We start from the raw sequence: 24560 nt of genomic DNA on the forward strand, positions 1-24560 counted from the left end.
ACTGCTGAAGCTGAAGTAGAGAAAACTATTTCCTGTTAGTTTTGCTACGAATTCACGAATATTTTAGGATTGAAATGCGCAAAAATCTTAACGGAAATCTAAGTCTGAAACCAGGAATAAATTTGATACAATTAAATGTGGCTGGAAGAATAAAAGCTGAATTGTTATAAAAAAAGAGGCTGGTTGAATTAACAACCAGCCAGTCTTTGAATTAACACCTATGAAAATTCAAAATAAAACCTATTTCGTGATGGAATATATTGAATATCCATTCGCCGGAGCTTCAATTGTTACCATTCCGTTTTCATCGGAGGTAGGGGTGTATGTTGTGTTACCACTATAATCTAAAAGGGTAACGTTATTCCAATTAGTTTGGACGTTTCTACGCTTGGTAGTGCTGCCGGTGCTAATATATAGAATTAATCCGGGGTTTTCAGCATTCCCTTCTCTTTTCATTACATATTCGTCATTATCTACATGAAGCACTTCTACGTCCCCAAGTGCCAGACTGTTATGAATCTCGATTAACAGCTTAATTTCCTCGTTAAAAGCTTCATTTTCGTAATCTGAGTAGAAAATTGTAGGATATCCGTCGTGTGTTAAAATATAGGCATAAGCCTTCATTTTATTTTCTGTAGCGATGCGATTGTCTTCATTTTCGTCTTTTTCGGTGTCATGATTCGCTACAAATGTCACTGCTTTGTCGGGATAAACCTTACGCAGTGTATTTCCGTCTAAATAATTTAGGTCATCAAAACGATCAAAAGCTTCTTCCATTTTATAGAATGCAGCAAAATCGAAAGCTGAAACTCCGGTGGCGTCAACCCAGTCTACTAAAACATCGGCATTTCCATTAAAATTCTCTCCCACGGCAAATCCGCCAACTTCGTTCATCCAGTCTTCAATTACCCAGGTTCCAAAACCTTTCACGTAATCAAATCGCCATCCGTCAAAGCCCATTTCATTTTTGTAATATTTCGCAACAGAATTTTCATTTTTCCAAAGCCAATCCTGTACATAAGGAACATCGTGATCTACATCCTGTTCAGAAAAGAAAAGATCGCCCTCATCACTTTGGCTTATATCATTTGGATGGAAATGCTCGTAACTTCTATTGAACATCCCAGAGGCATTTCCGTTTTCCTCATCAAAATTAGTGTAGGTTTCTTTATCACGATACGGATTGTATTCCAGGCCACCACCAGAATTATGGTTTAAAACAATATCTGCAATAACCTCTAAGCCCAGATCGTGAGATTTAGAGATAAGATTTTCCAGCTCTTCGCGCGTTCCAAAACGTGTAGGAACAGTCCCGTGCTGATCGTATTCTCCAAAATCAAAATAATCTGAAGGATCGTACCCCATAGAGTAACCGCCAGATTGGCCTTTGGTAGCCACTGGAAGCCATAACCTGTCTATCCCGGCATCTGCCCAGCCCTCAACTTTATCTGAAAGGTTGTTCCACCACTCAAAACGAGGTTCTACATCCCAGTAAAAAGTTTGCATCATTACTTTTTGCCCGCTGGAATATAGCGAAAGATCTAATGCTTCAGGATCTTGTGGAGTAGGTGCTTCCGGTTCTTCACCGCCGGTTATATCATCTGTCTCATCAACAACTTCGTCGTCGTCTTTAGAACAGCCAGATATCACTAAAAGTAAGCTGAAAAGAAAAGGAAATAAAATTTTAGTTTTTTTCATAATAAATAAGAATTAAAAAGGGCTGTCTGAAAAGTTATTAGATCGTCATTCTGAATTTATTTCAGAATCTAAGTTTTTGATTATCAAAACAAGTTAGAAGCTGAAACCAGTTTAGCTTGACGGTAATTGAACTTTCCAGGCAGCCCTTAAGTTAATTTAGTCTTTACTCTTCCCCTTGAGGGATAAAGATATATCGACCATCCAGAGTGTTAAACCACACATTGTAAGTTCCTGCGCTCACCGGAATATTTGGTCCAGCTACTGTAGTTTCCCCGCTTACCGGAGTTGCTCCACCCCAATCAAGGTCCCAGGCATCATCTGCTCTAAACTTAGCTTCACCATCAGTTAATTCAATTCCTTCGATATACCAGATATGCGGGTTGAATTCAGACTGAGTCATATCAGTATCATCATCCCATGCACCAGGAGTAGCATCGCCAATTATCCCAATGTTTGTTTGAACTTCGGCTTCGGTTTCATCTATTTCTTCCCAGGTATATGTCATTTCATCAACATTCACCATTAAAGAATAGTAAGCATCGTTTTCTACCGGGAACGCATCAGGATCATCACCTAAGAGATCACTATTAGTAAGTTCACCATTAGAAATTCCCCATTGTGGTTGCCACTCGGTAGTTTCTAAAAATTTGAAACCTTCAATATCTGCTCCTCCGGCAAATCTTCCTTCAAAGTAGTAGATAGCTTCGTTTTCACCATCTCTAAATAAAGGAGTATTATTATTGGCTGGATCCCATCCGGCTTCAGTAGCATCTCCTACAAGGTACAGCTGCATTTTAGGTGCTTCACCCTCTTCTTCAGCTTCTGGTAACTCTACATTAAGGCCAATAGTTTCAGAAAATTCTTCTAAAGCGTTTCCTTCACCGTCACCTGCAAAAGCACGAACTTTAAAGTAAATAGTGCCTGCATTGGGCATTTCGGTTTCAGGATCGTTATCAAGATCTGCATCTTCAGCAAGTTCTCGCATTTGGCCAATGGTTACACCAAGGTTATTGCTATCTGTGCTTCCTATTAACATAAGGTCTCCAAAAGTTTCATCTGCTGATCCCTGAAGCTCATAAGTAATAGTGGTAGGGGCATCAAAATCTACTTCATTCCAAACAAATCTTTCGGCAAGATTATCTGGGTTTCCGGCCGGTAACACATAGGTGCTTTGAAATGAATTGCTAAACTGAATTCCTTCCGGGTCTGGTTGTGCAACGAAAACAATATCGTCGTCTTGTGTACACGCGTTAAAACTTAGTAGCGCGACAAATGCTAATAATAAAATTGAAAATTTCTTCATTTTAATTCTTTTATAAAATTAATATCCTGGATTTTGTTCTAAGTTGGTGTTCACTCCTAAATCTGAAGCCGGTATAGGCATTAGATCTCTATAACTCTGTGTAGTTGCTCCCTGCGGAACATCTCCTTTCCAGGGCCAAACTCCGTTTTCAGTAAACTGGTTAAACCTTATAAGATCTGTTCTTCTATGAGCTTCCCAGTATAATTCGCGGGAGCGCTCATCTAATATAAAATCTAAGTTTAAATCTGATCCTCCAATTTGACCAGCACCAACGCGTTCTCTTAATTCATTAACGTAACCTAGCGCAGCCGATTGGCTACCGCCGCCACCTCTTAGGTGTGCTTCAGCATACATTAAGTAAGCATCTGCAAGTCTAAACATTGGGAAATCGGTATCTGGAAATTCTCCGGTATCATCAGATCCCTGTTCACCATCTACGGTAACATTTTTGAATTTAGTAATCGCAAAACCGTCGTTAAAACTAGAAATTTCGTCTATCTCTTTTGTTTGTCCTTCAGTAAAGAATAAGGCTCTGTTGTCTTCAGAATCTGCTCCATTAGGAAATTTATCTACTAGCGCAGAAGTAGTTCTAAGACCGGCCCAGCCACTACTTACCCCAAAAGCTTCAGGATCCATATCGCCACCTACAGCAGCGTGAATAATAAATGCCATTCCGCCGTAAGACTGAGTTTGCTGCCCATCAAAAGTGATAGGGAAGATAACTTCAGATTGTGCTCCGTTAGTATTGTTATCTGCCAAGAATAAATTCTGATAATTATCTGCTAAACTGTAGTTCGCGTTAATTACTCTTTCAGAATAATCTAATGCTTCAGCATACTGGCCTTCACCGGTATAAACTTCAGCATTTAAATAAAGTTTAGAAAGAAGCATCCAAACTGCAGCCTGATCGGCACGACCGTATTCATTAGAATTTGCGCTTACAATTTCACTTTCTATAGCCAAAAGTTCACTTTCTACAAAATCGTATAGTGCTGGTCTTTGAATTTGCTGCGGAAGAAAAGCTCCAACAGGATCTTCTTCTGTTACAAATGGCACATTACCAAATAGATCTAAAGCGTGATAATAGTGTAGTGCTCTTAGAAATCTAGCCTCTGCACGGAACATTGCTATATTCTCTCTTTCTTCAGCGGCAATGCCTCTAGATTCTAAAAGTTCTGGGGTGCTCTGTCTTAGAAATTCATTAGTAAGAGCCACCTGGTACATAATCCTTGAGTACATAGTTCTGATAAACTCGTTTCCTGCAGTCCAGTTTTGGGCGTGCAAATCTTGAATTGTACCATCGTTCCATCCAATTACAGCTTCATCTGTAGTAAGTTCCTGCATAGACCAGTATAATCTTAAATACTGGGAGAAACCTTCGTCAAGACCTATAAGGTCTGGATCTCCGGCTGGACCTTCCTGGCCACTAACCGCAAGACCGGCATAAAGTTTAGCCAAAAACTGTTTGTAAGATGCTGGATCTTCAAAAGTAGTTTCGGCCGTGAGCCTGTTATCTTCAGGCTGCAAATCTAAATCGTCTTCACAAGACCAGAAGAAACCGGCACTTATAAATAAGATTAAGAATGGTTTTAGTGTTTTTAACATAACTAATTTATTATATATTTTTTCTTAAAATGAAAGATTTAAACCAAGTACAATTGTTGTAGATCTTGGATAAAAATTGTTGTCTATACCGTTTGCAATTTCTGGATCTAAACCTTCATAATCGGTTATAGTCCATACATTGGTTGCGGTTAGTGAAGTTCTAATATCAAGCTCTTCTCCCGGGAATAAATATCCCACAGAAATGTTATCTAATTTCACAAAATCAGCCTTCTGAATATAATAGTCTGAGAAGAACTGGTTATTATTGAAATTACTTTCTAAAACATAGCTGTTAAAGTTAGAATAGTAAGGCTGTGGGGTAACTGTACCGGCACCAACAAACCCATTACTAGACTGGGTATTGTTATACATGTAATTTCCGAAGTTACCTCTAAAGGTAAAGCTGAAATCAAGGTTTTTATACCTCATAGTATTAGTTAATCCCATAAAGTAATCTGGCGTAGCTTTTTTATAAGCAACCCTATCTTCTTCTGTAATTTCATTATCCCCGTTCACATCTACATAAGCACCTTCTATGGGTTGCCCATCTTCATTGTAAACCTGGCGGAAAACGTTGAAGGTTGTAGGATCGTAACCTTCTTTCCATAGTTGAATGTTGTTACCAACACCCCCGCTAATTTCTCCTTGCGGAATTTGAAAATTTGGATTGTCACCTAAGGTTAGGTTCGTAATTTCTAAATCCTGAAAAGTTAAATTGTAATTTACATCCCAGTTAAAATCTTCCTGCTGAATAATAGCACCATTAATTCCAAATTCAAGTCCTTTACTTACCGTGCTACCTACGTTGGTTACTAAAAGGTCAGTAAGGTTAGCTCCTGCCGGTACTGGTACCGTTGCTAAAAGATCTTCTGTTTCCCGGTAATAAGCTTCTACCGTACCAGAGATTCTGTTATTAAAAAAACCGTAATCTATACCAACATTATATGTTTGTAATTCTTCCCATTTCAGGTCAGAATCATAAGCTTCAGGACGTAGAGTATTGTAGAATTGATTACCAAACTGGTAACGCGCGCCACCAACACTTGGATTATAAGTTCCGAAGTAGCCATAATTTGGTCCAATTTCCTGGTTACCGGTTACCCCGTATCCTGCACGAAGTTTTAATTGGTTCAATACATTAGAATCGGCAAGGAAGTTTTCATTATGTAATTTCCAACCTACAGATAATGCAGGGAAAATACTCCATTTATTGTCTTCTCCAAATCTTGAAGAACCATCTCTACGTACACTACCTGAAATCAGGTATTTATCGGCAATATCAAAACTGGCACGACCAAAATAAGATTCTAGTGCATTACGATCGGTATCTCGTGGGGACTCAAGAATATTATTAGAAACTGTCTCAGTTGTTTTACTGGTGATAAAAAATTCCTGGTAAGAGTGTCCTGCAGTTAAATCAATTTCAGTATCCAGAAAATCTATATCATTTTTATAATTGAAATAGAAATCGAGTAGGGTATTTCTGTTGAAACCACCATAATCCTCAAAATAAGGAATATCCTGGTTGTTCGCAGCAGAAGTTAATGGTCTTCTATTGTAACCGTCGTTTTCTGAATAATCAAAACCGGCATTTACATTAAATTTCAATTCCGGAAGAAAATGAAATTTATATTCTGCATTCAGGTTAGTAATGTTTCTTTTGGTAACCCCACGCCCGTCTAATTGCTCTAAAAGTGCTAAAGGGTTTCGTGTGGCCTGAATTTGCTGTTGTTGAGGGGAAAGGCTGTGTTCAAAATAGCCATCAAAGTAGCTTCCTTCCTCATAAACCGGTTTTGTAGGATCAAAACCTACAGCTGCGCCAATAGCACCCTGATCTGCAAAACGGTTTTCATCTACAATTCCTTTAGAAGTTAAAGATAATTTTAGGTGATTATCAAACAAATCCTGGTTAAGTGCAATATTAAGTGCATTTCTTTCATAAACATCGGTTTTTAAAACCCCTGTTTGTGAAGTATGGTTGTAATTTACACGGTAAGAGAAATTCTCGAAACCTTGAGTTGCCGTAAAGTTATGAATTGCTCCTACAGCAGTTTGGTAAATTTGATCCTGCCAGTCGGTGTTAGCATCTCCTAATAAAGAAGGGTCTGTTCCCGGAGTTTCGTTTATTAAGGTACGAAATTGATCGGCATCCAATACATCTACTTTATCTATAATTCTCCCGGCTGATACTTTAAGATCGTAACTTAAAGCAAACGGAGAATCTTTTTTACCAGTTTTGGTAGTAATTAAAATCACACCGTTAGAAGCCCTGGAACCATAAATCGAAGTTGCAGCAGCATCTTTTAGTATTATAAAATCCTCAATTTCGTTTGGGTTAATAGAGTTTAATTGGTTTCTAACCCCTTGAACTCCACGTTGGTCTAAGGGCACACCGTCTACAACAATTAGTGGAGAGTTGTTACCTGATAGGGAAGAACCACCACGAATTCTAATTTCAGAGCCGCCACCGGGTTCTCCGCTTCCGGGAGTAATTCTAACTCCGGCCGATTTACCTGCAATTAACTGTTCTGGCGAAACAACAGCTCCCTGGTTAAAACTTTCCGAAGAAATCTTTTCTACAGATCCTGTTGCATCCTGCTCTGAAGTACTACCATAACCAATTAAAACTACCTCTTCTAAAGTAGCCTGATCTTCGTCTAACTGAACATCTAAAGTTTCCTGCCCTTCAAAAGGAATTTCCTGACTGGCAAAACCCAGAAAAGAAAAGACAAGAATATCGTCTTCACTAACGTTTTGAATGGTATAATTACCATCAAAATCTGTGACTGCACCATTAGTTGTTCCTTTCACAATAACGTTTGCACCGGGAATTGGAAGGCCGGTTGCGCTCTCGCTAACAACCCCGCTCACAGTCTCCTGCGCAAAAAAGCTCATTGGCAGCATTAAGAGCAACATCAACGTGCTTTTAAATAGTGTTTTCATAAATTATTTTATTGATTTTTACTAAAAATTATGCTTATATTTTTACTTCCTGAGGTTAAAAGTATGTAAACAGAATGTAAAGAAATAGGCATTCCCTTTCCAGTATTTTGCGCAAACGTTTGAGTGTTGAAAACTTTTAAATTTTACGGGTATAGCGTAATTTTTATGGTATTTTTACGACATCTTAAAAATAATCCCTGAGTTATTTCTAAATAATAGATTTTTATGAAACCAAAGTTGACTTTAAAACAGATTGCAAGAGAGTTGGACGTGTCAATTTCTACTGTTTCAAAAGCCCTAAGAGACAGTTCTGAAATTGGGGAAGAAACCCGTAAGAAAATCAAGGCTTTTGCCAAATTATATAACTACAGGCCAAATAATATTGCCCTCAGTCTTAAAAATCGAAAAACAAAAACTATTGGGATTATTATTCCAGAGATTGTACATTATTTCTTTACTACCGTGATTAGTGGTGTAGAGCAGGTTGCTAACGAAATGGGATATAATGTAATTGTTTGTCTTTCTAACAATTCTTTTGATAAAGAAGTGCTAAACCTGGAAATGCTGGCCAATGGCAGTACCGATGGTTTTATTCTCTCTATGGCAAAAGAAACTATGCAAAAAGAGGATTATCACCACCTTACCGAAGTAACTAACCAGGGAATGCCAGTGGTTTTATTTGATAGAGTCGTAGACGAAATTCATTGCGATAAAGTAATTATTGACGATGTAATTGGCGCAAAAAAGGCAGTACAGTATTTATTAGATAAAGGAGCAAAGAAAATCGGACTAGTTTCTACGGTAGATTATGTGAGTGTAGGTAAATTAAGGACTCGTGGTTATCTTGAAGTTTTAAGAGATAATAATGTAGAAATTGATGAAAATCTTATCCTTAAAATAGAAGATATGGATAATAGTGAAGCCGAAATAAAGGATTTCATTAATAAAAATGAAGTAGACGCGGTATTTGCTGTAAATGAACACTTCGCTATTCACGCTATAAAAGCTATACAGGAAAAAGGTTTAAAAGTTCCAGAAGATGTCTCTGTAATTGGTTTTACCGATGGAGAACTTTCAAAGAGGTTTATTCCAAGTCTTACTACGGTAAGTCAGCACGGCGAGCGAATGGGAGCTGAAGCTGCAAGGCTTTTAATAGATAAACTGGAAAGAAAACCAGAGGAAGAAGAATCTTACAGAACAGTGATCGTAGAAACCAGTTTAATAGAAAGAAATTCTACCAAATCGTAATTTTTGATTCTCATCTTTAAAATTTTATATATATTTACCCCAGCTTAGTTAATTTATCAGAACTTATATTTTTACTTCCTACCTAAAATAAGTTTTGATAAGCCTTACGCTTATCGTAAACGTTAATTGTACGATATGCAAAAACGTAGATTAAGTTTCTGGGAGATCTGGAACATGAGTTTCGGTTTTCTTGGAATTCAAATGGGGTTCGCACTCCAAAATGCCAACGCAAGTAGAATTTTACAAATTTTTGGTGCCGATATTCACGAGCTTTCGTGGTTTTGGTTGGTCGCGCCAGTTACCGGTTTAATCGTTCAGCCAATTATTGGCTACTATAGCGATAGAACCTGGACCGGTCTTGGCCGTAGGCGTCCATTCTTTCTTACAGGAGCAATTTTAGCAGCAATAGGCTTGATTTTAATGCCTAATGCCGATTGGTTTATAGCAATCCTTCCTTCCCTTTGGGTGGGTGCGGGGATGCTATTTATAATGGATGCTTCTTTTAATGTCGCGATGGAACCCTTTCGCGCCCTGGTGGCCGATAAACTACCTTCAGATCAACGAACCCTTGGCTTTAGTGTGCAAACCGTTTTAATAGGAATTGGGGCTGTAATTGGTTCCTGGTTGCCTTATGTACTGGCCAATTGGTTTGATATTAGTAATAGAACGGTAGTAGGTGAAGTTCCGTTAAACCTCTTGCTTTCTTTTGTAATTGGTGCGGCTATCCTTGTAGGAAGTATTCTGGTAACGGTAATTACTACCAAAGAATATTCTCCCGAAGAACTGGAAAAAATGGACGACCACGTTGAAGAACCGGTCGATGAAAAGGAGAAATCCAGTTTAATGGATATCTTCTCAGATTTTGCCAAAATGCCCGGGACTATGCGGCAACTTAGCTGGGTCCAATTCTTTTCGTGGTTTGGGCTTTTTGGAATGTGGGTTTTTTCGACTCCCGCAATTGCCCATCATATTTATGGATTGCCACTTTCAGATAGTAGCAGCGAAACTTACCAGGATGCCGGCGATTGGGTTGGTGTACTTTTCGGGGTTTATAATGCTGTTTCAGCGGTTTTTGCATTTTTTCTTCCGGCTATCGCCTTAAAAATTGGAAGGAAAAGTACACATATCGTTTCGTTATTTATTGGCGCCTTAGGAATGCTTTCCATTTATATAATGCCAAACGAATATTGGCTTTTGCTTTCTATGTTCGGAATTGGAATTGGCTGGGCCAGTATTTTGGCAATGCCTTACGCTATTCTTGCCGGTTCTATTCCGGCGAAAAAAATGGGGGTTTATATGGGGATTTTTAACTTTTTTATTGTGATCCCCCAAATTGTAAACGCACTGTTGGGCGGATTAATGGTAAAATATCTTTACGACGGAAACCCTATTTACGCCTTAGTTACCAGCGGAATCGCCTTCTTAATTGCGGCTATACTAACTTTTAGAATAGACGATGTAGACGAACCCGTAAAAGCATAGAAGGAGAATATCAGTTCGAGTAGATTTAATTAAAACAAAGTGATAATCAAATCGTATCAAAAACTTCTCAATAAAGAGACTGTCTGAAAAGTTTTTAAAACCGTCATCTTGAATTTATTTCAGAGCCTGCTCCGAAATTTATTCGGAGATCTAAAATAATGATAATCAAAACATGTTAGAAGCTGAAACAAGTTCAGCTTGACGAAACTAGACTTTTCAGACAGCCTCCATTCAAAGTGATGGCATTATAGCATACGTGAACTCGATAATGGAGATGCTGAAAATATAAAAGGAAAAGAATTAGAGATAATTTAAAACGATGGAAACAAACAAAGGAGTAATATTCGATTTAGACGGCGTAATTGTAGATACCGCAAAATTTCACTTTTTGGCCTGGAGAAAACTGGCTAACGATTTGGGTTTCGATTTTACCGAAGAGCAAAACGAGCAGCTTAAAGGCGTTAGCAGGGTAGAATCCCTTAAAAAAATACTGGAGTGGGGAGAATTAGAACTTTCCAAAACAGAGTTTAAACGTCAAATGGCGCTTAAAAACGAAAATTATCTCTCTTATGTTGCTAAAATGGATGAGGACGAAATTCTTCCCGGAGTTCAAAAAGTGATAGATTATTTAATTGAAAATAATATTCCTTTCGCTTTGGGATCTGCCAGTAAAAACGCACGTAACATCTTAAAAAAGATCAATTTGCTGGAAAAATTTGACGCCATTGTTGATGGAAATGATGTTAGCAAAGCAAAACCCGATCCTGAGGTATTTCTTATTGCTGCAGAAAAAATTAACATTAAACCAGAAAACAGTATCGTTTTTGAAGATTCTGTAGCCGGAGTTCAGGCTGCCAACAATGCAAAAATGATAAGCATTGGAATAGGGGAACAAAAAACACTGGGCGAAGCCGATTATGTGTTTAATGATTTCACCGAAATAGACATAGATTTTATAAAGAAATTACTCAATAATTGAGATAATTTCTTTCAATAATACAACTTAAACCTATGGGCTGGTCCCGGGTTAATCAATTAGAAATTAGACAGAAATAAAGCAATGAACCAAGATTATATACAAGCTAACGAGTGGTCTATTCTGGAAGAAGGATTTGATGGAGAACGCGTAAAATCGTCTGAAAGCCTTTTTAGTATCGGTAACGGCGTGATGGGCCAGCGAGCCAATTTTGAAGAACACTATTCCGGGCCAAGTTTCCAGGGAAGCTACATTGGCGGGGTTTATTATCCCGATAAAACTAAAGTAGGCTGGTGGAAAAACGGCTACCCAGAATATTTTGCCAAGGTATTGAATGCACCTAATTGGATTGGGATAAATGTATTTGTGAACGATGAAGCTTTAGACCTTTTCACCTGTAAAAAAGTTGAAGGTTTTAAGCGTGAGCTTAATATGAAAGAAGGTTTTCACCGCCGCAGTTTCATAGCAACTTTACCAAACGACATTGAAATTTCGGTAAAAGCCACCCGTTTTCTTTCTATTGTTGAAGATGAACTTGGCGCAATAGATTTTGAAATTGAAGTTTTAAATAGTGATGCTGAAGTTAGATTTGAGCCCTATCTCGATGGCGGAATTACCAATACTGATGCCAATTGGGAAGAGCGTTTTTGGAAGACTTTAGAAGTAAAATCTGAAGCGAATAAAGGTTTTGTACTCTCTAAAACCCTGAAAACCGAATTTCACGTGAACACCTATATGCAGTCTGAAGTTTTGCTAAACGGCGAAAAACAGAATGTAGATTTCACAGAAACGAAAACCGAAAATCAACTTACTTTTTCCTATGCGCTTAAAGCTGAAAAAGGACAGAAATTAAGTCTTAGAAAATACGCCGGCTATGTAACCGATATGAATCATAAACGTTCAGATTTGGTGGAAGCGGCGAGCAAAGTTTTAGATTATGCAACCAAAGCTGGATTTTCCAAATTACTTCAGGAGCAAAAAGAAGCCTGGGCGAAAATATGGGAAATGGCCGATATTACTATTGAAGGTGATGTAAAAGCCCAACAGGGAATTCGCTTTAATATTTTTCAGCTAAATCAAACTTATTTAGGGAAAGATGAGCGTTTAAATATTGGCCCAAAAGGTTTTACCGGAGAGAAATATGGAGGTAGCACCTATTGGGATACCGAGGCTTACTGTATTCCATTTTATATGGCGACCAAAGATCAGCAGGTAGCCAGGAATTTATTAACTTATCGCTACAATCATTTAGATAAAGCTATAGAAAATGCCGAAAAACTTGGTTTTCCCAATGGCGCGGCGCTTTATCCAATGGTAACAATGAATGGCGAGGAAAGCCATAACGAATGGGAAATTACTTTCGAGGAAATTCATAGAAATGGCGCAATGGTTTATGCCATTTATAATTACGTGCGTTACACCGGCGATTTCGATTATATTCCTGAAAAAGGCCTGGAAGTAATGATCGCGATTGCAAGATTTTGGCAGCAAAGAGTCAATTTCAGCAAAGACAGGAATAAATACGTAATGCTGGGAGTAACCGGGCCAAACGAGTACGAAAATAACGTACACAACAACTGGTACACTAACTATTTGGCGAAATGGTGTATTGAATATTGCCTGGAAACCATTGAAAAAGTTAAGGATGCTTATGCCGAAGATTATGAGCGTGTAATGGGTAAAACCAAGATTAATGAAGGCGAACTGGCCAAGTGGAAAGAAGTTGCTGAAAATATGTATTTCCCATATTCTGAAGAACACGAAGTTTTCCTTCAGCAAGACGGATTTTTAGATAAAGAGATCGTACCAATCGCCGAATTGGATAAATCTCAACGGCCAATTAACCAGAAATGGAGCTGGGATAGAATTTTGCGTTCCTGCTATATCAAGCAGGCCGATGTACTACAAGGATTCTACTTTTTTGAAGATCATTTTAGCAAAAAAGAGCTTGAAAAACATTTTGATTATTACGAACCAATTACCGTTCACGAATCCTCGCTTTCACCTTGTGTGCACAGTATTCAAGCGGCTTTATTGGGGAGAACTAAACAAGCGTATGATTTCTATTTGCGTACTTCAAGATTAGATTTAGACGACTACAATAAAGAAGTAGAGCAGGGCTGCCATATTACCAGTATGGCCGGGACCTGGATGAGTATTGTAGAAGGTTTTGGTGGAATGCGGGTTAAAGACGATCAACTTTCTTTTAATCCAACAATTCCGGAGGACTGGAAATCCTACTCTTTTAAAGTGAATTTCAGGGACCAGATTCTAAAAGTAAAAGTTTCTGCGGAAAATACGATTTTTCATTTGGAAGGCGAAAATTTAATTGAAATCAACGTAAATGGTAAAGCTGTGGAAGTGCAGCCAAACCAGGAATTTGCGGTATAACACGTCATCCTGTCCCAAAATTTGTTGTGATATAAAACACCTGCAAGGTTTTCAAAACCTTGTAGGTTTAAAACGTCATTACGATCCCGATTTTTATCGGGAGAAGTAATCTGCCAATTAGAAGATTGCTTCGTTCCTCGCAATGACGTAGAGGAGAATATAACTACTTAAAATAATAATCATGAAAAAAATACTAATCACATTTATGCTCCTGGCCGGTTTTACCGGTTTTGCGCAAATTGAACGTATAGAGCCGCCAAACTGGTGGACGGGTTTTGAAGAAACCGAACTCCAGTTAATGGTTTACGGTGAAAATATTGGAAATGCGACTCCAATTATCGATTACCCGGGCGTTAGCATCGGCAATGTGAAAAAAGCCGATAGCCAAAATTACTTGTTTATCGATTTGGAAATTGGAAACGCAGAAGCCGGAACTTTTGATATTACATTTCAGTTGGAAGATGGTTCAGAAGAAGTTTATGAGTATGAATTGAAAAACCGGGAAAAACCTGCTTCAGAATATGTAGGTTTTGATAATACCGATGCGCTTTATTTAATCACCCCAGACCGATTTGCAAATGGGGATAAATCTAATGACAGCTTTGATTTTTTAAATGAAAAAACAAAGAACCGTGAAGATGATTATGGTCGCCACGGGGGAGATATCCGCGGAATCATAGATCATTTAGATTATATAGACGAAATGGGCTTTACTGCAATTTGGCCTTCACCTTTGGTGATAAACGATATGAATTCGGGTTCTTATCACGGTTACGCAATGACCGATTTTTATAAGGTAGATCCGCGGTTTGGAACTTTAGAAGAATATAGGGAACTGGCCGACAAAGCTGCCGATCGTGGAATAAAACTGGTTATGGATCAAGTTGCTAACCACGCCGGTGTAGAGCATTGGTGGATGGAAGATCTACCTTTTGAAGATTGGATTAACTTCCAGGAGAAATTTGAAAATGGAGAAGAGTTGGTGTATTCCAATCATCGTAGAACTACCAACCAGGATTTATATGCTTCAGAAAGCGATAAAAAAGGAATGACTGAAGGTTGGTTTGTAGAAACCATGCCAGATTTAAACCAGGAAAATCCGTTTATGGCCAAATACCTTATTCAGAATAGTATTTGGTGGATAGAAACCCTTGGTTTGGGTGGAATTCGCCAGGATACTTATCCTTATCCCGATAAGGAATTTATGAGCGAATGGGCCGGTGCGATAATGACGGAATATCCTAATTTTAATATTGTAGGTGAGGAGTGGAGCTTAAATCCGCTGCTTATTCGCTATTGGCAGGATGGCGTTGATAATGGCTATGATTCTAACCTGAAATCTACCATGGATTTCGCGATGCAGGAAAAAATTGTAACCGGTTTAAAAGCCGAGGAAACCTGGGGCACAGGGCTCGTAGAAATTTACGAAGGCCTCTCCAATGATTTTGCTTACGCCGATCCGGAAAACATAATGATCTTTCCCGATAATCACGATAAAAGCCGAATTTATACCCAACTTGGAGAAAGTGTAGCCAAAACCAAAATGACCATCGCTTATATGTCGGTTTTGCCGAGAATTTTCCAAATGTATTACGGTACGGAAATTTTAATGGACGATACCGAAAATCCAGGCGATCACGGTTTAATTAGAACCGAATTCCCCGGCGGTTGGGACGATAGCGAAGTGAATGCTTTTACCGGTGAAGGACTTTCAGACGAAAAGGCTGATATGCAGGAATTCGTTAAAAAAGTGATGAATTATCGCAAAAACAGTGAGGCAATTCATTCAGGAGAGACCAAACATTTTGCTCCGGAAGACGGTACTTATCTAATTACAAGAAAATCTGGAGATGAGGTTGTAGTATTAATTCTGAATAAAAGTGAAGAAGCAGTTAGTCTAGACCTGGAACGTTTCAGCGAATTGAATTTAGCAGGAAAAACTTTTAAAAATCTGATTTCAGAAGAAACTTTTGAGTGGGAAAACTCTCTGGAATTAAGTGAAGAAGGGGTTTCTTTCTTTACCACGAAAATGGAGTAAAGAAATCTTGATACGTCATCCTGAACTTGTTTCAGGATCTAACATGTTTGAATTTAATATCACATTAGAAGCTGAAACAAGTTCAGCTTGACGTTAAAAAAAGAATACCAATCAAATATCAAATAAATAAAAATGAAAAAAACATTAATAATACTGCTGGCTTGTACGGCCTTGTTTTCTTGTAAAGACAATGAGAAAAAGGAACAGCCAGAGCAAAAAGAAGAACAAAAAGCGATAGATCCCGTTTCTAACGAGTCTCTAGAATCAGCAGTGATTTATGAGGCAAATATTCGCCAGTATTCACCGGAAGGAACCTTTGATGCTTTTACCAAAGATATTCCGCAGTTAAAAGAATTGGGAGTAAAGGTAATTTGGTTAATGCCTGTTTATCCTATTTCTATGAAAAATAGAAAGGCAACTGGAGATCTTTCCGTAGAAGATATTGAAGATGCGGAAGAGAGAGAAAAATATCTTGGCAGTTATTATGCGATTTCAGATTATACCGATGTTAACCCTGAATTCGGGGATTTTGAAGATTTCGAGGAACTGGTAGAAACTGCCCACGAAAACGGGATGTATGTAATCCTGGATTGGGTGGCGAACCATACCGGTTGGGATCACAAATGGATAGAAGAGAACCCTGATTACTATCATAAAAATTCTAAAGGCGAAGTTACCGATCCTATAAATCCTGCAACAGGGGAGTCCTGGGGCTGGACCGATGTGGCTCACCTAAATTTTGAAAATAAAGAGCTTCTCGAAGCTATGGGTGAAGAAATGAAGTTCTGGGTAGAAGAATATAATATAGACGGCTTTAGAGCTGATGTTGCCGGGGAAGTACCAACCGAATTCTGGGAAAGCATTGTTCCTCAATTAAAGGAAATTAAGCCAATTTTCATGTTGGCAGAGTCAGAAGACAAAGATCTTTTTGAAAATGCTTTTGATATGGGTTATAACTGGGAAGGTCACCATATAATGAATGAAATGGCACAGGGTAAAAAGACTGCTAAAGATTGGGATGCTTATATGCATAAAATAGATTCCACTTACCAGGAAGATGATTATTTGATGAGTTTTGTAACCAACCACGATGAGAATTCCTGGAATGGTACTGTAAAGGAGAGGATGGGAGATGCTTCAGAAGCTATGATGGCACTTACTTATACTTTACCGGGAATGCCATTAATATACAGTGGGCAGGAATATGATATGGACAAAAGGCTTTTATTTTTTGAAAAAGATACTATTCCGAAGGAAAAAGGTAAAGTTTGGCCTTTATTGGAAAAACTCGGTGAGTTAAAAAATGAAAATAAAGCCCTTCACGGTGCAAAAGAAGCCGCTTCTTATGAGAATATTGAAACTTCAGAAGAAGAAAAAGTTCTTGCTTTCAAAAGGGAAAAAGATGGTGCAGAGCTGATTTATATTGCTAATATGAGCGATGAAAATACCAGTTTCAGCATTCAATTAAATGGGACTTTTGAAAACTATTTATCAGGTGAAACATTAGAAATTTCAGAAGATAAAAATATGGATTTGGAGTCCTGGCAGTACTTTATCTTAATAAATAAGTAATAAATTTACTAAAATACTAAAAACAGCCCTCTCGAAAGGGCTGTTTTTGTTAGTTATTAACCGAAAACGTTTTAGTTTTTTAGGAAATTAGGTTATATTGTAGAATTAAAATAGATTTGGCCTAATGGCAAAAAAAATCAATAAAATTGCAGTCTTAACATCTGGGGGTGATGCACCCGGAATGAACGCCGCTATAAGGGCGGTTGTTAGATCTTGTTCATACTATAATCTGGAATGTGTTGGTGTTTACCGCGGGTTCCAGGGACTTATAGAGGCAGATTTTGAACCACTTAACGCAAGATCTGTTAGAAACATCATTAATAAAGGAGGAACTTTTCTAAAATCTTCCCGATCGGAAGAATTTAAAACCAAAGAAGGAAGGGCTAAAGCTCATAAAAATCTTGTCGATGCCGGTATAGATGCTTTGGTAGTGATTGGGGGAGACGGAACTTTTACCGGAGGCCTTTATTTTAACAACGAGTTTAATTTTCCAATTGTGGGCATTCCCGCAACTATAGATAACGATATTAACGGTACCGATTATACCCTGGGTTACGACACCGCTTTAAATACGGTGGTAGAAGCCATAGATAAAATTCGGGATACCGCGAGTTCTCATAACCGATTATTCTTAATTGAAGTTATGGGTCGGGATGCAGGTGATATTGCTTTAAATAGTGGTATTGGTGCAGGAGCCGAAGAAATATTGCTTCCGGAAGAAGACCAGGGGATTCAACGTATGATGGATTCTTTGGAAAAAAGTAAAAAATCTGGAAAAACCTCCAGCATTATCGTGGTGGCTGAAGGTGAAAAGAGCGGAAAGAATATTTTTCAGTTAGCTGAATTCATTTCGCAAAGCCACGAAGAATATGACATTAAAGTCTCTGTATTGGGTCATATTCAAAGAGGAGGTTCTCCAAGTTGTTTTGATCGTGTTCTGGCCAGTAAGCTTGGTGTTGGTGCGGTTGAAGCATTAACCGATGGTAAAACCAATATCATGTTAGGCGTGCACCATCAAAAAGTGGTACACGTGCCTTTGGAAACTGCTTTAAAAGAAGACAGGGAATTTGATCAGGAATTAAGAAGGGTGGCAAACATCACTTCAGTGTAAATTTTTAAAATTTAAATTATGAGTACAAAAATTGGAATTAATGGTTTTGGCCGAATTGGACGTATAGCGTTTAGAATCGCGGCTGAAAAAGATAATGTAGAAGTTGTAGCAATCAACGATTTACTTGATGTAGATCATTTGGCTTATTTGCTGAAATACGATTCTGTTCACGGTAGATTTAAAGGTGATGTTGATGTAAAAGACGGAAACCTTGTAGTAAACGGAAATACAATTCGTATTACAGCAGAGAAAAATCCGGCAGACCTTAAATGGGGAGACGTTGGAGTAGACGTTGTAATAGACTGTACCGGTATCTTTAAAGAAAAAGATACTGCAAATGCACATATAAAAGCAGGAGCTAAGAAAGTTGTAATTTCTGCACCATCTAAAACTGCACCAATGTTTGTAATGGGTGTGAATCACCAGGATGTTAAGCCAGAAGATACTATTGTATCTAACGCTTCATGTACAACAAACTGTCTTGCTCCACTTGCAAAAGTAATAGACGATGAATTTGGTCTTGTTGAAGGTTTAATGACTACCGTACACGCAACTACGGCTACTCAGCTTACTGTAGATGGACCATCGGCAAAAGATTATAGAGGTGGAAGAAGTGCACTTATGAATATTATCCCTTCTTCAACCGGTGCAGCTGTAGCTGTAGGTAAAGTAATTCCACAATTAGATGGAAAACTTACCGGGATGGCTTTTAGAGTACCAACTGCTGATGTTTCTGTAGTAGACCTTACAGTTAAGACTGAAAAGTCTGTGACTTACGATGAGGTTAAAGCTGCTTTCAAAAAAGCTTCTGAAGGAGCTTATAAAGGAGTGATCTCTTATACCGATGATGCAGTGGTTTCTCAGGATTTCGTATCAGATGCACATACCTGTAACTTTGATGCTGATGCTGGAATCGCACTTAACGATAACTTTTTTAAATTAATTGCATGGTATGATAACGAATATGGTTATTCTGCCAAACTTTTGGATTTAGCGGCACACGTTAATTCAATTTAATATTTTATTTTAGAGCCTGAAGAAAGCTATGCTTAGATTATTTTAATCTTTTAGCGCTTTCCTCAGGCTTTTTAATTAAACCATATTCACACACACATGATATTAATAGCGGACGGTGGCTCTACAAAATGTGACTGGATTTTACTTAGTGCAACGGGGGAAGAATTACTTAGAACCCGCACAAAAGGATTAAATCCGGCAGTATTTCCCGAGGGAGTATTGGAAGAACGTATTGAAGAAAATGCCGATTTAAGAGAAGTAAAAGACAAAGTAGAACGCGTGCATTTTTACGGCGCCGGTTGTGGTACCGAAACGCCTAAAAAATTACTGGAGGGAATTTTCACTAATTTCTTTACCAATGTAGAAGAAGTCATAATTCTTGAAGATATGGTAGCCGCGGTTTACGCCGCCACTACAGAGCCAGGAATTGTATGTATTCTTGGTACCGGTTCTAACAGTTGTTACTTTGATGGCAAGGATATTCACCAGGCCGTTCATTCCCTGGGTTATATTCTTATGGATGAAGCTAGTGGAAATTACTTCGGAAAAAGACTAATTAGGGATTACTACTACAAAAGAATGCCTCCCGAACTTGCGGTAGAATTTGGTAAGTTATATAATATGGAGTCTGATGAGATTAAGAAAAATCTCTATCGTAAAGAAAATCCAAATACCTATCTCGCTTCTTTTGCTGAATTTATATTCTCTAACGAGCGTAATGGCTATTTCTACAAATTAGTACACGAAGGAATTACCGATTTTATTCATTCCCGTGTAATGTGCTACAAACAAGCCCAAAATACACCTGTACATTTTATTGGTACCATAGCTTATTTTAGCGAAGATATAATTCGTGCAGTTGCCCAACCTTATGGGATTGAAATTGGAAATATTGTGCGTAGACCAATTGATGCATTAATAGAATATTATAGAAAAGAAGTACTTACGCCTAATTAATTACTATTTTTCATAAATTTTAGTACATTTAAGAAATTTACACTTAAATGCTTATAAAGGTTTATGGAAGTGCCGTATTTGGGGTAGAGGCAACTACAATTACTATAGAGGTAAATGTAGCAACCGGCATTGGGTATCACTTAGTGGGATTACCCGATAATGCGGTTAGGGAAAGCAGTTTTAGAATTGCTGCCGCCCTTCAAAATAATGGCTATAAATTTCCCGGTAAAAAGATTATCGTAAATATGGCGCCGGCCGATCTTAGAAAAGAAGGTTCGGCTTACGATCTTAGTTTAAGCCTCGGGATTCTGGCCGCTTCAGGCCAAATTAAAGCAGAAAATATATCAGAATATCTTATTATGGGTGAGCTTTCGTTAGACGGAAGCTTGCAACCCATAAAAGGTGCATTGCCTATTGCGATAAAAGCAAAAGAAGAAGGTTTTAAAGGTTTTATCCTTCCGAAGCAAAATGCTAAAGAAGCTGCCATAGTAAGTGGACTCGAAGTTTACGGAGTGGAAAATATTACTGAAGTAATCAACTTTTTCGATAAAGATGAAGCTTTAGAGCGAACCATAATTAATACCCGAGAAGAATTCTACAAAAACCTGGACCACCCTGAACACGATTTTGCCGATGTTAAGGGTCAGGAATCTATTAAGCGTTGTATGGAAATTGCCGCAGCAGGTGGTCATAATATAATTCTTATTGGTCCGCCTGGAGCCGGGAAAACCATGCTTGCAAAACGATTGCCCAGTATTTTACCGCCAATGACCTTGCACGAGGCGCTGGAAACAACAAAAATTCATAGTGTTGTTGGCCGGGTAAAAGAACATGTGGGTTTAATGTGTCAAAGGCCTTTTAGAAGCCCTCATCACACAATATCAGACGTTGCACTTGTCGGCGGTGGGGCGTATCCGCAACCGGGAGAAATTTCTTTATCACATAATGGCGTCTTATTTTTAGATGAATTACCAGAATTTAAACGCGGCGTATTAGAAGTGATGCGTCAACCTCTAGAAGATCGTGAGGTAACTATTTCCCGTGCTAAATTTACGGTAACCTATCCATCCAGTTTTATGCTGGTAGCAAGTATGAACCCAAGCCCCAGTGGTTATTTTAACGACCCTGATGCACCTGCAACTTCCTCTCCAGCTGAAATGCAACGCTATTTAAGTAAGATTAGCGGCCCGCTATTAGACAGGATAGATATCCATATTGAAGTCACTCCAGTTCCTTTTGAAAAATTGAGTGAAGAACGTCGTGGGGAAAGTAGCGTTGAAATTAGGAAAAGAGTTACGCAGGCACGCCAGTTTCAAACCGAGCGTTTTGCGGAATCTGATTCAGTGCATTATAATGCGCAAATGAGTGTAAGGCAAATTCGTAAATTTTGTGCTTTAGATGAAGCTTCAAAAGCATTGCTTAAAACCGCAATGGAGCGTTTAAATCTTTCTGCCAGGGCTTACGATCGTATTTTAAAAGTGTCCCGCACCATCGCCGATTTGGAGAATTCAAAGGATATAAAAGGAAATCATATTAGTGAGGCTATCCAATATAGAAGCCTGGACCGAGATGGCTGGTTGGGGTAAATTTCTTTTATTTTAAGTTAATTTTGATATTTTTGAACAGCTTGTAGGTTTAAATATGTCAACTTTTAAATTTATATTTACTCGATAATCGAGATTTAATGCTGCGAGGTAGTTTAATTTGAAAAATTAGAATCAAATAATTCTTTTTTAATGCCTTGTGAAGAATTGAGTTCCGGGCCCAGTTTACTAAGACCAAATTACTATGAAAAAAAGTTTACTTCTTCTTATTGCCGTTTCCGTATTGGCGTGTAAAGGAGAACCAGAGGTTAAAGAAGTTTCCGAAATGGAGAGTGATACTATTAAAGAAGAAAATTCTTCAACCGGAAATTTTTTGGGTGAAGACCGTGTGGAATTTACTAAAGAGGAAGCCAATAGGTTAGCCGAACTTCCGCTAAATTGTATTAATACCGAATATCCTAATAAACTTAATCAAACCCTGGAAAATGAAGAAGCTTTAGGCGAACCTTCAGATTTACATCCTGCATTTTACGGTTGTTTCGATTGGCATTCGTCTGTGCATGCGCATTGGTCTATGTTGAGTTTACTCAAGCAATTTCCCGGTTTGGAGAAAGCTGAAACCATTAAAGAAAAACTAAAGGAATCGCTTTCTGCCGAAAATATTCAGGGTGAAGTAGCTTATTTTAATCGGGAACAAAGTGATTCTTTTGAACGTACTTATGGATGGGCGTGGCTACTGAAACTCGCTGAAGAAATTGAAACCTGGAACGACCCTCTTGCTAAAGAATTAAAACAAAATTTAGATCCGCTTACCAATCTTATTGTGAATAAATACCTGGAGTTTCTTCCAAAACTGAATTATCCAATTAGAGTTGGGGAACACGCCAATACCGCTTTTGGATTAAGTTTTGCACACGATTATGCCGTTGCAACAGAAAATACAGAGCTCCAGGAACTAATTTCAAAACGAGCAAAAGATTTTTATTTAAAAGATGATGATTGCCCTATAACCTGGGAACCGGGTGGGTTCGACTTCTTGTCGCCTTGTTTGGAAGAAGTGAATATTATGCGCCGCGTTTTGCCAAAAAATGCTTTTGAAATGTGGTTGGAAGACTTTCTCCCACAGCTAAAATCTGAAGATTTTGAGATGGAAGTTGGGGAAGTTTCAGATAGAACCGATGGAAAACTTGTGCATCTTGACGGACTTAACTTTAGCCGTGCCTGGGTTTTCTACGGACTAATAAATCAATATCCCGATAAATTTTCTCATTTACAGGAAATCGCCGATAGGCATGTAGCATATTCTTTTCCGAATTTAGTTGGTGACAGTTACGAAGGCGGCCACTGGCTTGGCAGCTTCGCTCTTTATGCCCTGCAGGAATCTAAAGATATGTAGTGCGAAATTTTCTTAACAATCTTGGTCCGGGAATCCTGGTTTCGGCCGCTTTTATTGGGCCGGGAACGGTTACCGTTTGTACGCTTGCCGGGGTTGAATTTGGTTACAGCTTACTTTGGGCCTTATTACTTTCTATATTTTCCTGTATTATTTTACAGGAAATGGCAGCGCGACTTGGCGTGGTTTCGCAAAAAGGCTTAAGCGATGTTATCCGCGAAGAAATCAAAAAACCGCTATTCAGGGTTTTAGCCATAATTCTTATTTTTTCAGCAATAGTTATCGGTAATGCCGCTTATGAGGCGGGGAATATTACCGGTGCTGTTCTTGGTGCTGAAGCTATCTTCGGAATTCAAAATCTCCAGTTAGGCGATTTTACGCTCAATTTATGGAGTATTTTTATTGGCGCCGTCGCGTTTATACTTTTATTCACCGGAAGCTACAAAACCCTCGAAAAGATCTTTATAGGCCTGGTTTTATTAATGAGTATAAGTTTTGTGCTTACTGCCATTCTTACCAAACCTGATATTCTAGAGATTTTAAACGGACTTATTCCAAAAAGCAATGCTGCCGGATTGCTTACGGTGATGGCTATCGTAGGTACTACCGTTGTTCCGTATAACTTGTTTTTACATGCTTCTCTCGTTAGTGAAAAATGGAAAGAAGCTTCTTATTTGCCAATTGCCAGGAAAGAACTTATAGTTTCTATAATTCTTGGTGGTACGGTTTCTATGGCAATTTTAATAAGCGCGGCTTCTTCGGGTTTGACTAATGTGAATTCAGCTGCAGATATGGCTGTAAGCCTGGAACCGCTTTTCGGGAAATTTGCCACCTGGTTTATGTCTTTGGGACTTTTAGCCGCAGGGATTACTTCTTCTATTACCGCTCCTTTAGCAGCCGCTTACGTAGTAAAAGGCTGCTTTGGTTGGAAAGGAGGAATGAAGTCAGCGAAATTTAAAACGGTCTGGGCCGTGGTTCTTATTTTGGGTGTTTTCTTCTCTTCCCTGCAAATTAATCCTATTGAGATTATACGCTTCGCCCAAATTGCCAATGGAATTCTATTGCCTGTAATTGCGATTTTCTTATTTTGGGTAGTCAACAAAGCCTCTGTTTTGGGCAAACATCGCAATTCTAAACTTCAAAATACACTGGGAGTGCTTGTTATTGCGCTTTCTGTATTTTTAGGAATTAAAGCCATTCTAAGCGTTCTACAGAGTTTTTAATAACTTGTATAGATTATCTATTTTATCTTCCTACAAGGTTTCTAAAACCTTGTAGGTAT

At 38.4% G+C, this 24560-nt stretch carries 16 protein-coding genes; 12 read left to right on the forward strand and 4 right to left on the reverse strand.

Going from position 1 to position 24560, the window contains the following annotated elements; translation table 11 throughout:
* Positions 1-240 precede the first annotated feature (240 nt).
* The 4 genes from B5488_RS17445 to B5488_RS17460 form a co-directional block, all read right to left on the reverse strand.
* Positions 241-1698, reverse strand: a complete 1458-nt coding sequence (locus B5488_RS17445) for an alpha-amylase (protein WP_079736420.1) — start codon at positions 1696-1698, stop codon at positions 241-243.
* Positions 1699-1861: 163 nt separating this feature from the next.
* Positions 1862-3001, reverse strand: a complete 1140-nt coding sequence (locus B5488_RS17450; RefSeq protein ID WP_079736421.1) for a SusF/SusE family outer membrane protein — start codon at positions 2999-3001, stop codon at positions 1862-1864.
* Positions 3002-3019: 18 nt separating this feature from the next.
* Positions 3020-4606 carry a RagB/SusD family nutrient uptake outer membrane protein gene (locus B5488_RS17455; protein ID WP_079736422.1) on the reverse strand — a complete coding sequence of 529 codons (1587 nt, stop codon included), beginning with the start codon at positions 4604-4606 and terminating at the stop codon, positions 3020-3022.
* 24 nt (positions 4607-4630) lie between these two features.
* Positions 4631-7549 (reverse strand): SusC/RagA family TonB-linked outer membrane protein, encoded by a 2919-nt coding sequence (locus tag B5488_RS17460; protein ID WP_079736423.1) that lies wholly within the window; start codon positions 7547-7549, stop codon positions 4631-4633.
* Between the two features lie 225 nt (positions 7550-7774).
* Between B5488_RS17460 and B5488_RS17465 the strand changes: the two genes are divergently transcribed.
* From B5488_RS17465 to B5488_RS17520, 12 genes are all read left to right on the forward strand, one after another.
* A complete protein-coding gene (locus B5488_RS17465) occupies positions 7775-8797 on the forward strand; it encodes a LacI family DNA-binding transcriptional regulator (protein ID WP_079736424.1) in 1023 nt (340 codons plus the stop codon).
* Positions 8798-8932: 135 nt separating this feature from the next.
* The gene (locus B5488_RS17470) at positions 8933-10279 is read left to right on the forward strand and encodes an MFS transporter (RefSeq protein ID WP_079736425.1); all 1347 of its coding nucleotides are present in this window, start codon (positions 8933-8935) and stop codon (positions 10277-10279) included.
* A gap of 319 nt (positions 10280-10598) precedes the next feature.
* A complete protein-coding gene (gene pgmB, locus B5488_RS17475) occupies positions 10599-11258 on the forward strand; it encodes a beta-phosphoglucomutase (protein WP_079736426.1) in 660 nt (219 codons plus the stop codon).
* 81 nt (positions 11259-11339) lie between these two features.
* A complete protein-coding gene (locus tag B5488_RS17480; RefSeq protein ID WP_079736427.1) occupies positions 11340-13646 on the forward strand; it encodes a glycoside hydrolase family 65 protein in 2307 nt (768 codons plus the stop codon).
* A gap of 181 nt (positions 13647-13827) precedes the next feature.
* Positions 13828-15684, forward strand: a complete 1857-nt coding sequence (locus B5488_RS17485) for a glycoside hydrolase family 13 protein (protein ID WP_079736428.1) — start codon at positions 13828-13830, stop codon at positions 15682-15684.
* Positions 15685-15816: 132 nt separating this feature from the next.
* Positions 15817-17256 carry an alpha-amylase family glycosyl hydrolase gene (locus B5488_RS17490; protein WP_079736429.1) on the forward strand — a complete coding sequence of 480 codons (1440 nt, stop codon included), beginning with the start codon at positions 15817-15819 and terminating at the stop codon, positions 17254-17256.
* A 124-nt stretch (positions 17257-17380) separates the two neighbouring features.
* Positions 17381-18367, forward strand: coding sequence for a 6-phosphofructokinase (gene pfkA, locus B5488_RS17495; protein ID WP_079736430.1), 987 nt, complete (start codon positions 17381-17383; stop codon positions 18365-18367).
* Positions 18368-18385: 18 nt separating this feature from the next.
* Positions 18386-19384, forward strand: coding sequence for a type I glyceraldehyde-3-phosphate dehydrogenase (gene gap, locus B5488_RS17500; protein ID WP_079736431.1), 999 nt, complete (start codon positions 18386-18388; stop codon positions 19382-19384).
* A gap of 96 nt (positions 19385-19480) precedes the next feature.
* A complete protein-coding gene (locus B5488_RS17505; protein ID WP_079736432.1) occupies positions 19481-20341 on the forward strand; it encodes an N-acetylglucosamine kinase in 861 nt (286 codons plus the stop codon).
* Positions 20342-20388: 47 nt separating this feature from the next.
* Positions 20389-21927, forward strand: a complete 1539-nt coding sequence (locus B5488_RS17510; RefSeq protein WP_079736433.1) for a YifB family Mg chelatase-like AAA ATPase — start codon at positions 20389-20391, stop codon at positions 21925-21927.
* A gap of 202 nt (positions 21928-22129) precedes the next feature.
* Positions 22130-23281 (forward strand): DUF2891 domain-containing protein, encoded by a 1152-nt coding sequence (locus B5488_RS17515; protein ID WP_079736434.1) that lies wholly within the window; start codon positions 22130-22132, stop codon positions 23279-23281.
* The gene (locus tag B5488_RS17520) at positions 23281-24501 is read left to right on the forward strand and encodes an Nramp family divalent metal transporter (RefSeq protein ID WP_079736435.1); all 1221 of its coding nucleotides are present in this window, start codon (positions 23281-23283) and stop codon (positions 24499-24501) included. Before B5488_RS17515 ends, B5488_RS17520 begins: the two co-directional genes overlap by 1 nt.
* Positions 24502-24560: the final 59 nt, after the last annotated feature.

Origin of the sequence: Salegentibacter salegens, from assembly GCF_900142975.1 — a bacterium.
In the GTDB taxonomy this organism is placed as follows: domain Bacteria; phylum Bacteroidota; class Bacteroidia; order Flavobacteriales; family Flavobacteriaceae; genus Salegentibacter; species Salegentibacter salegens.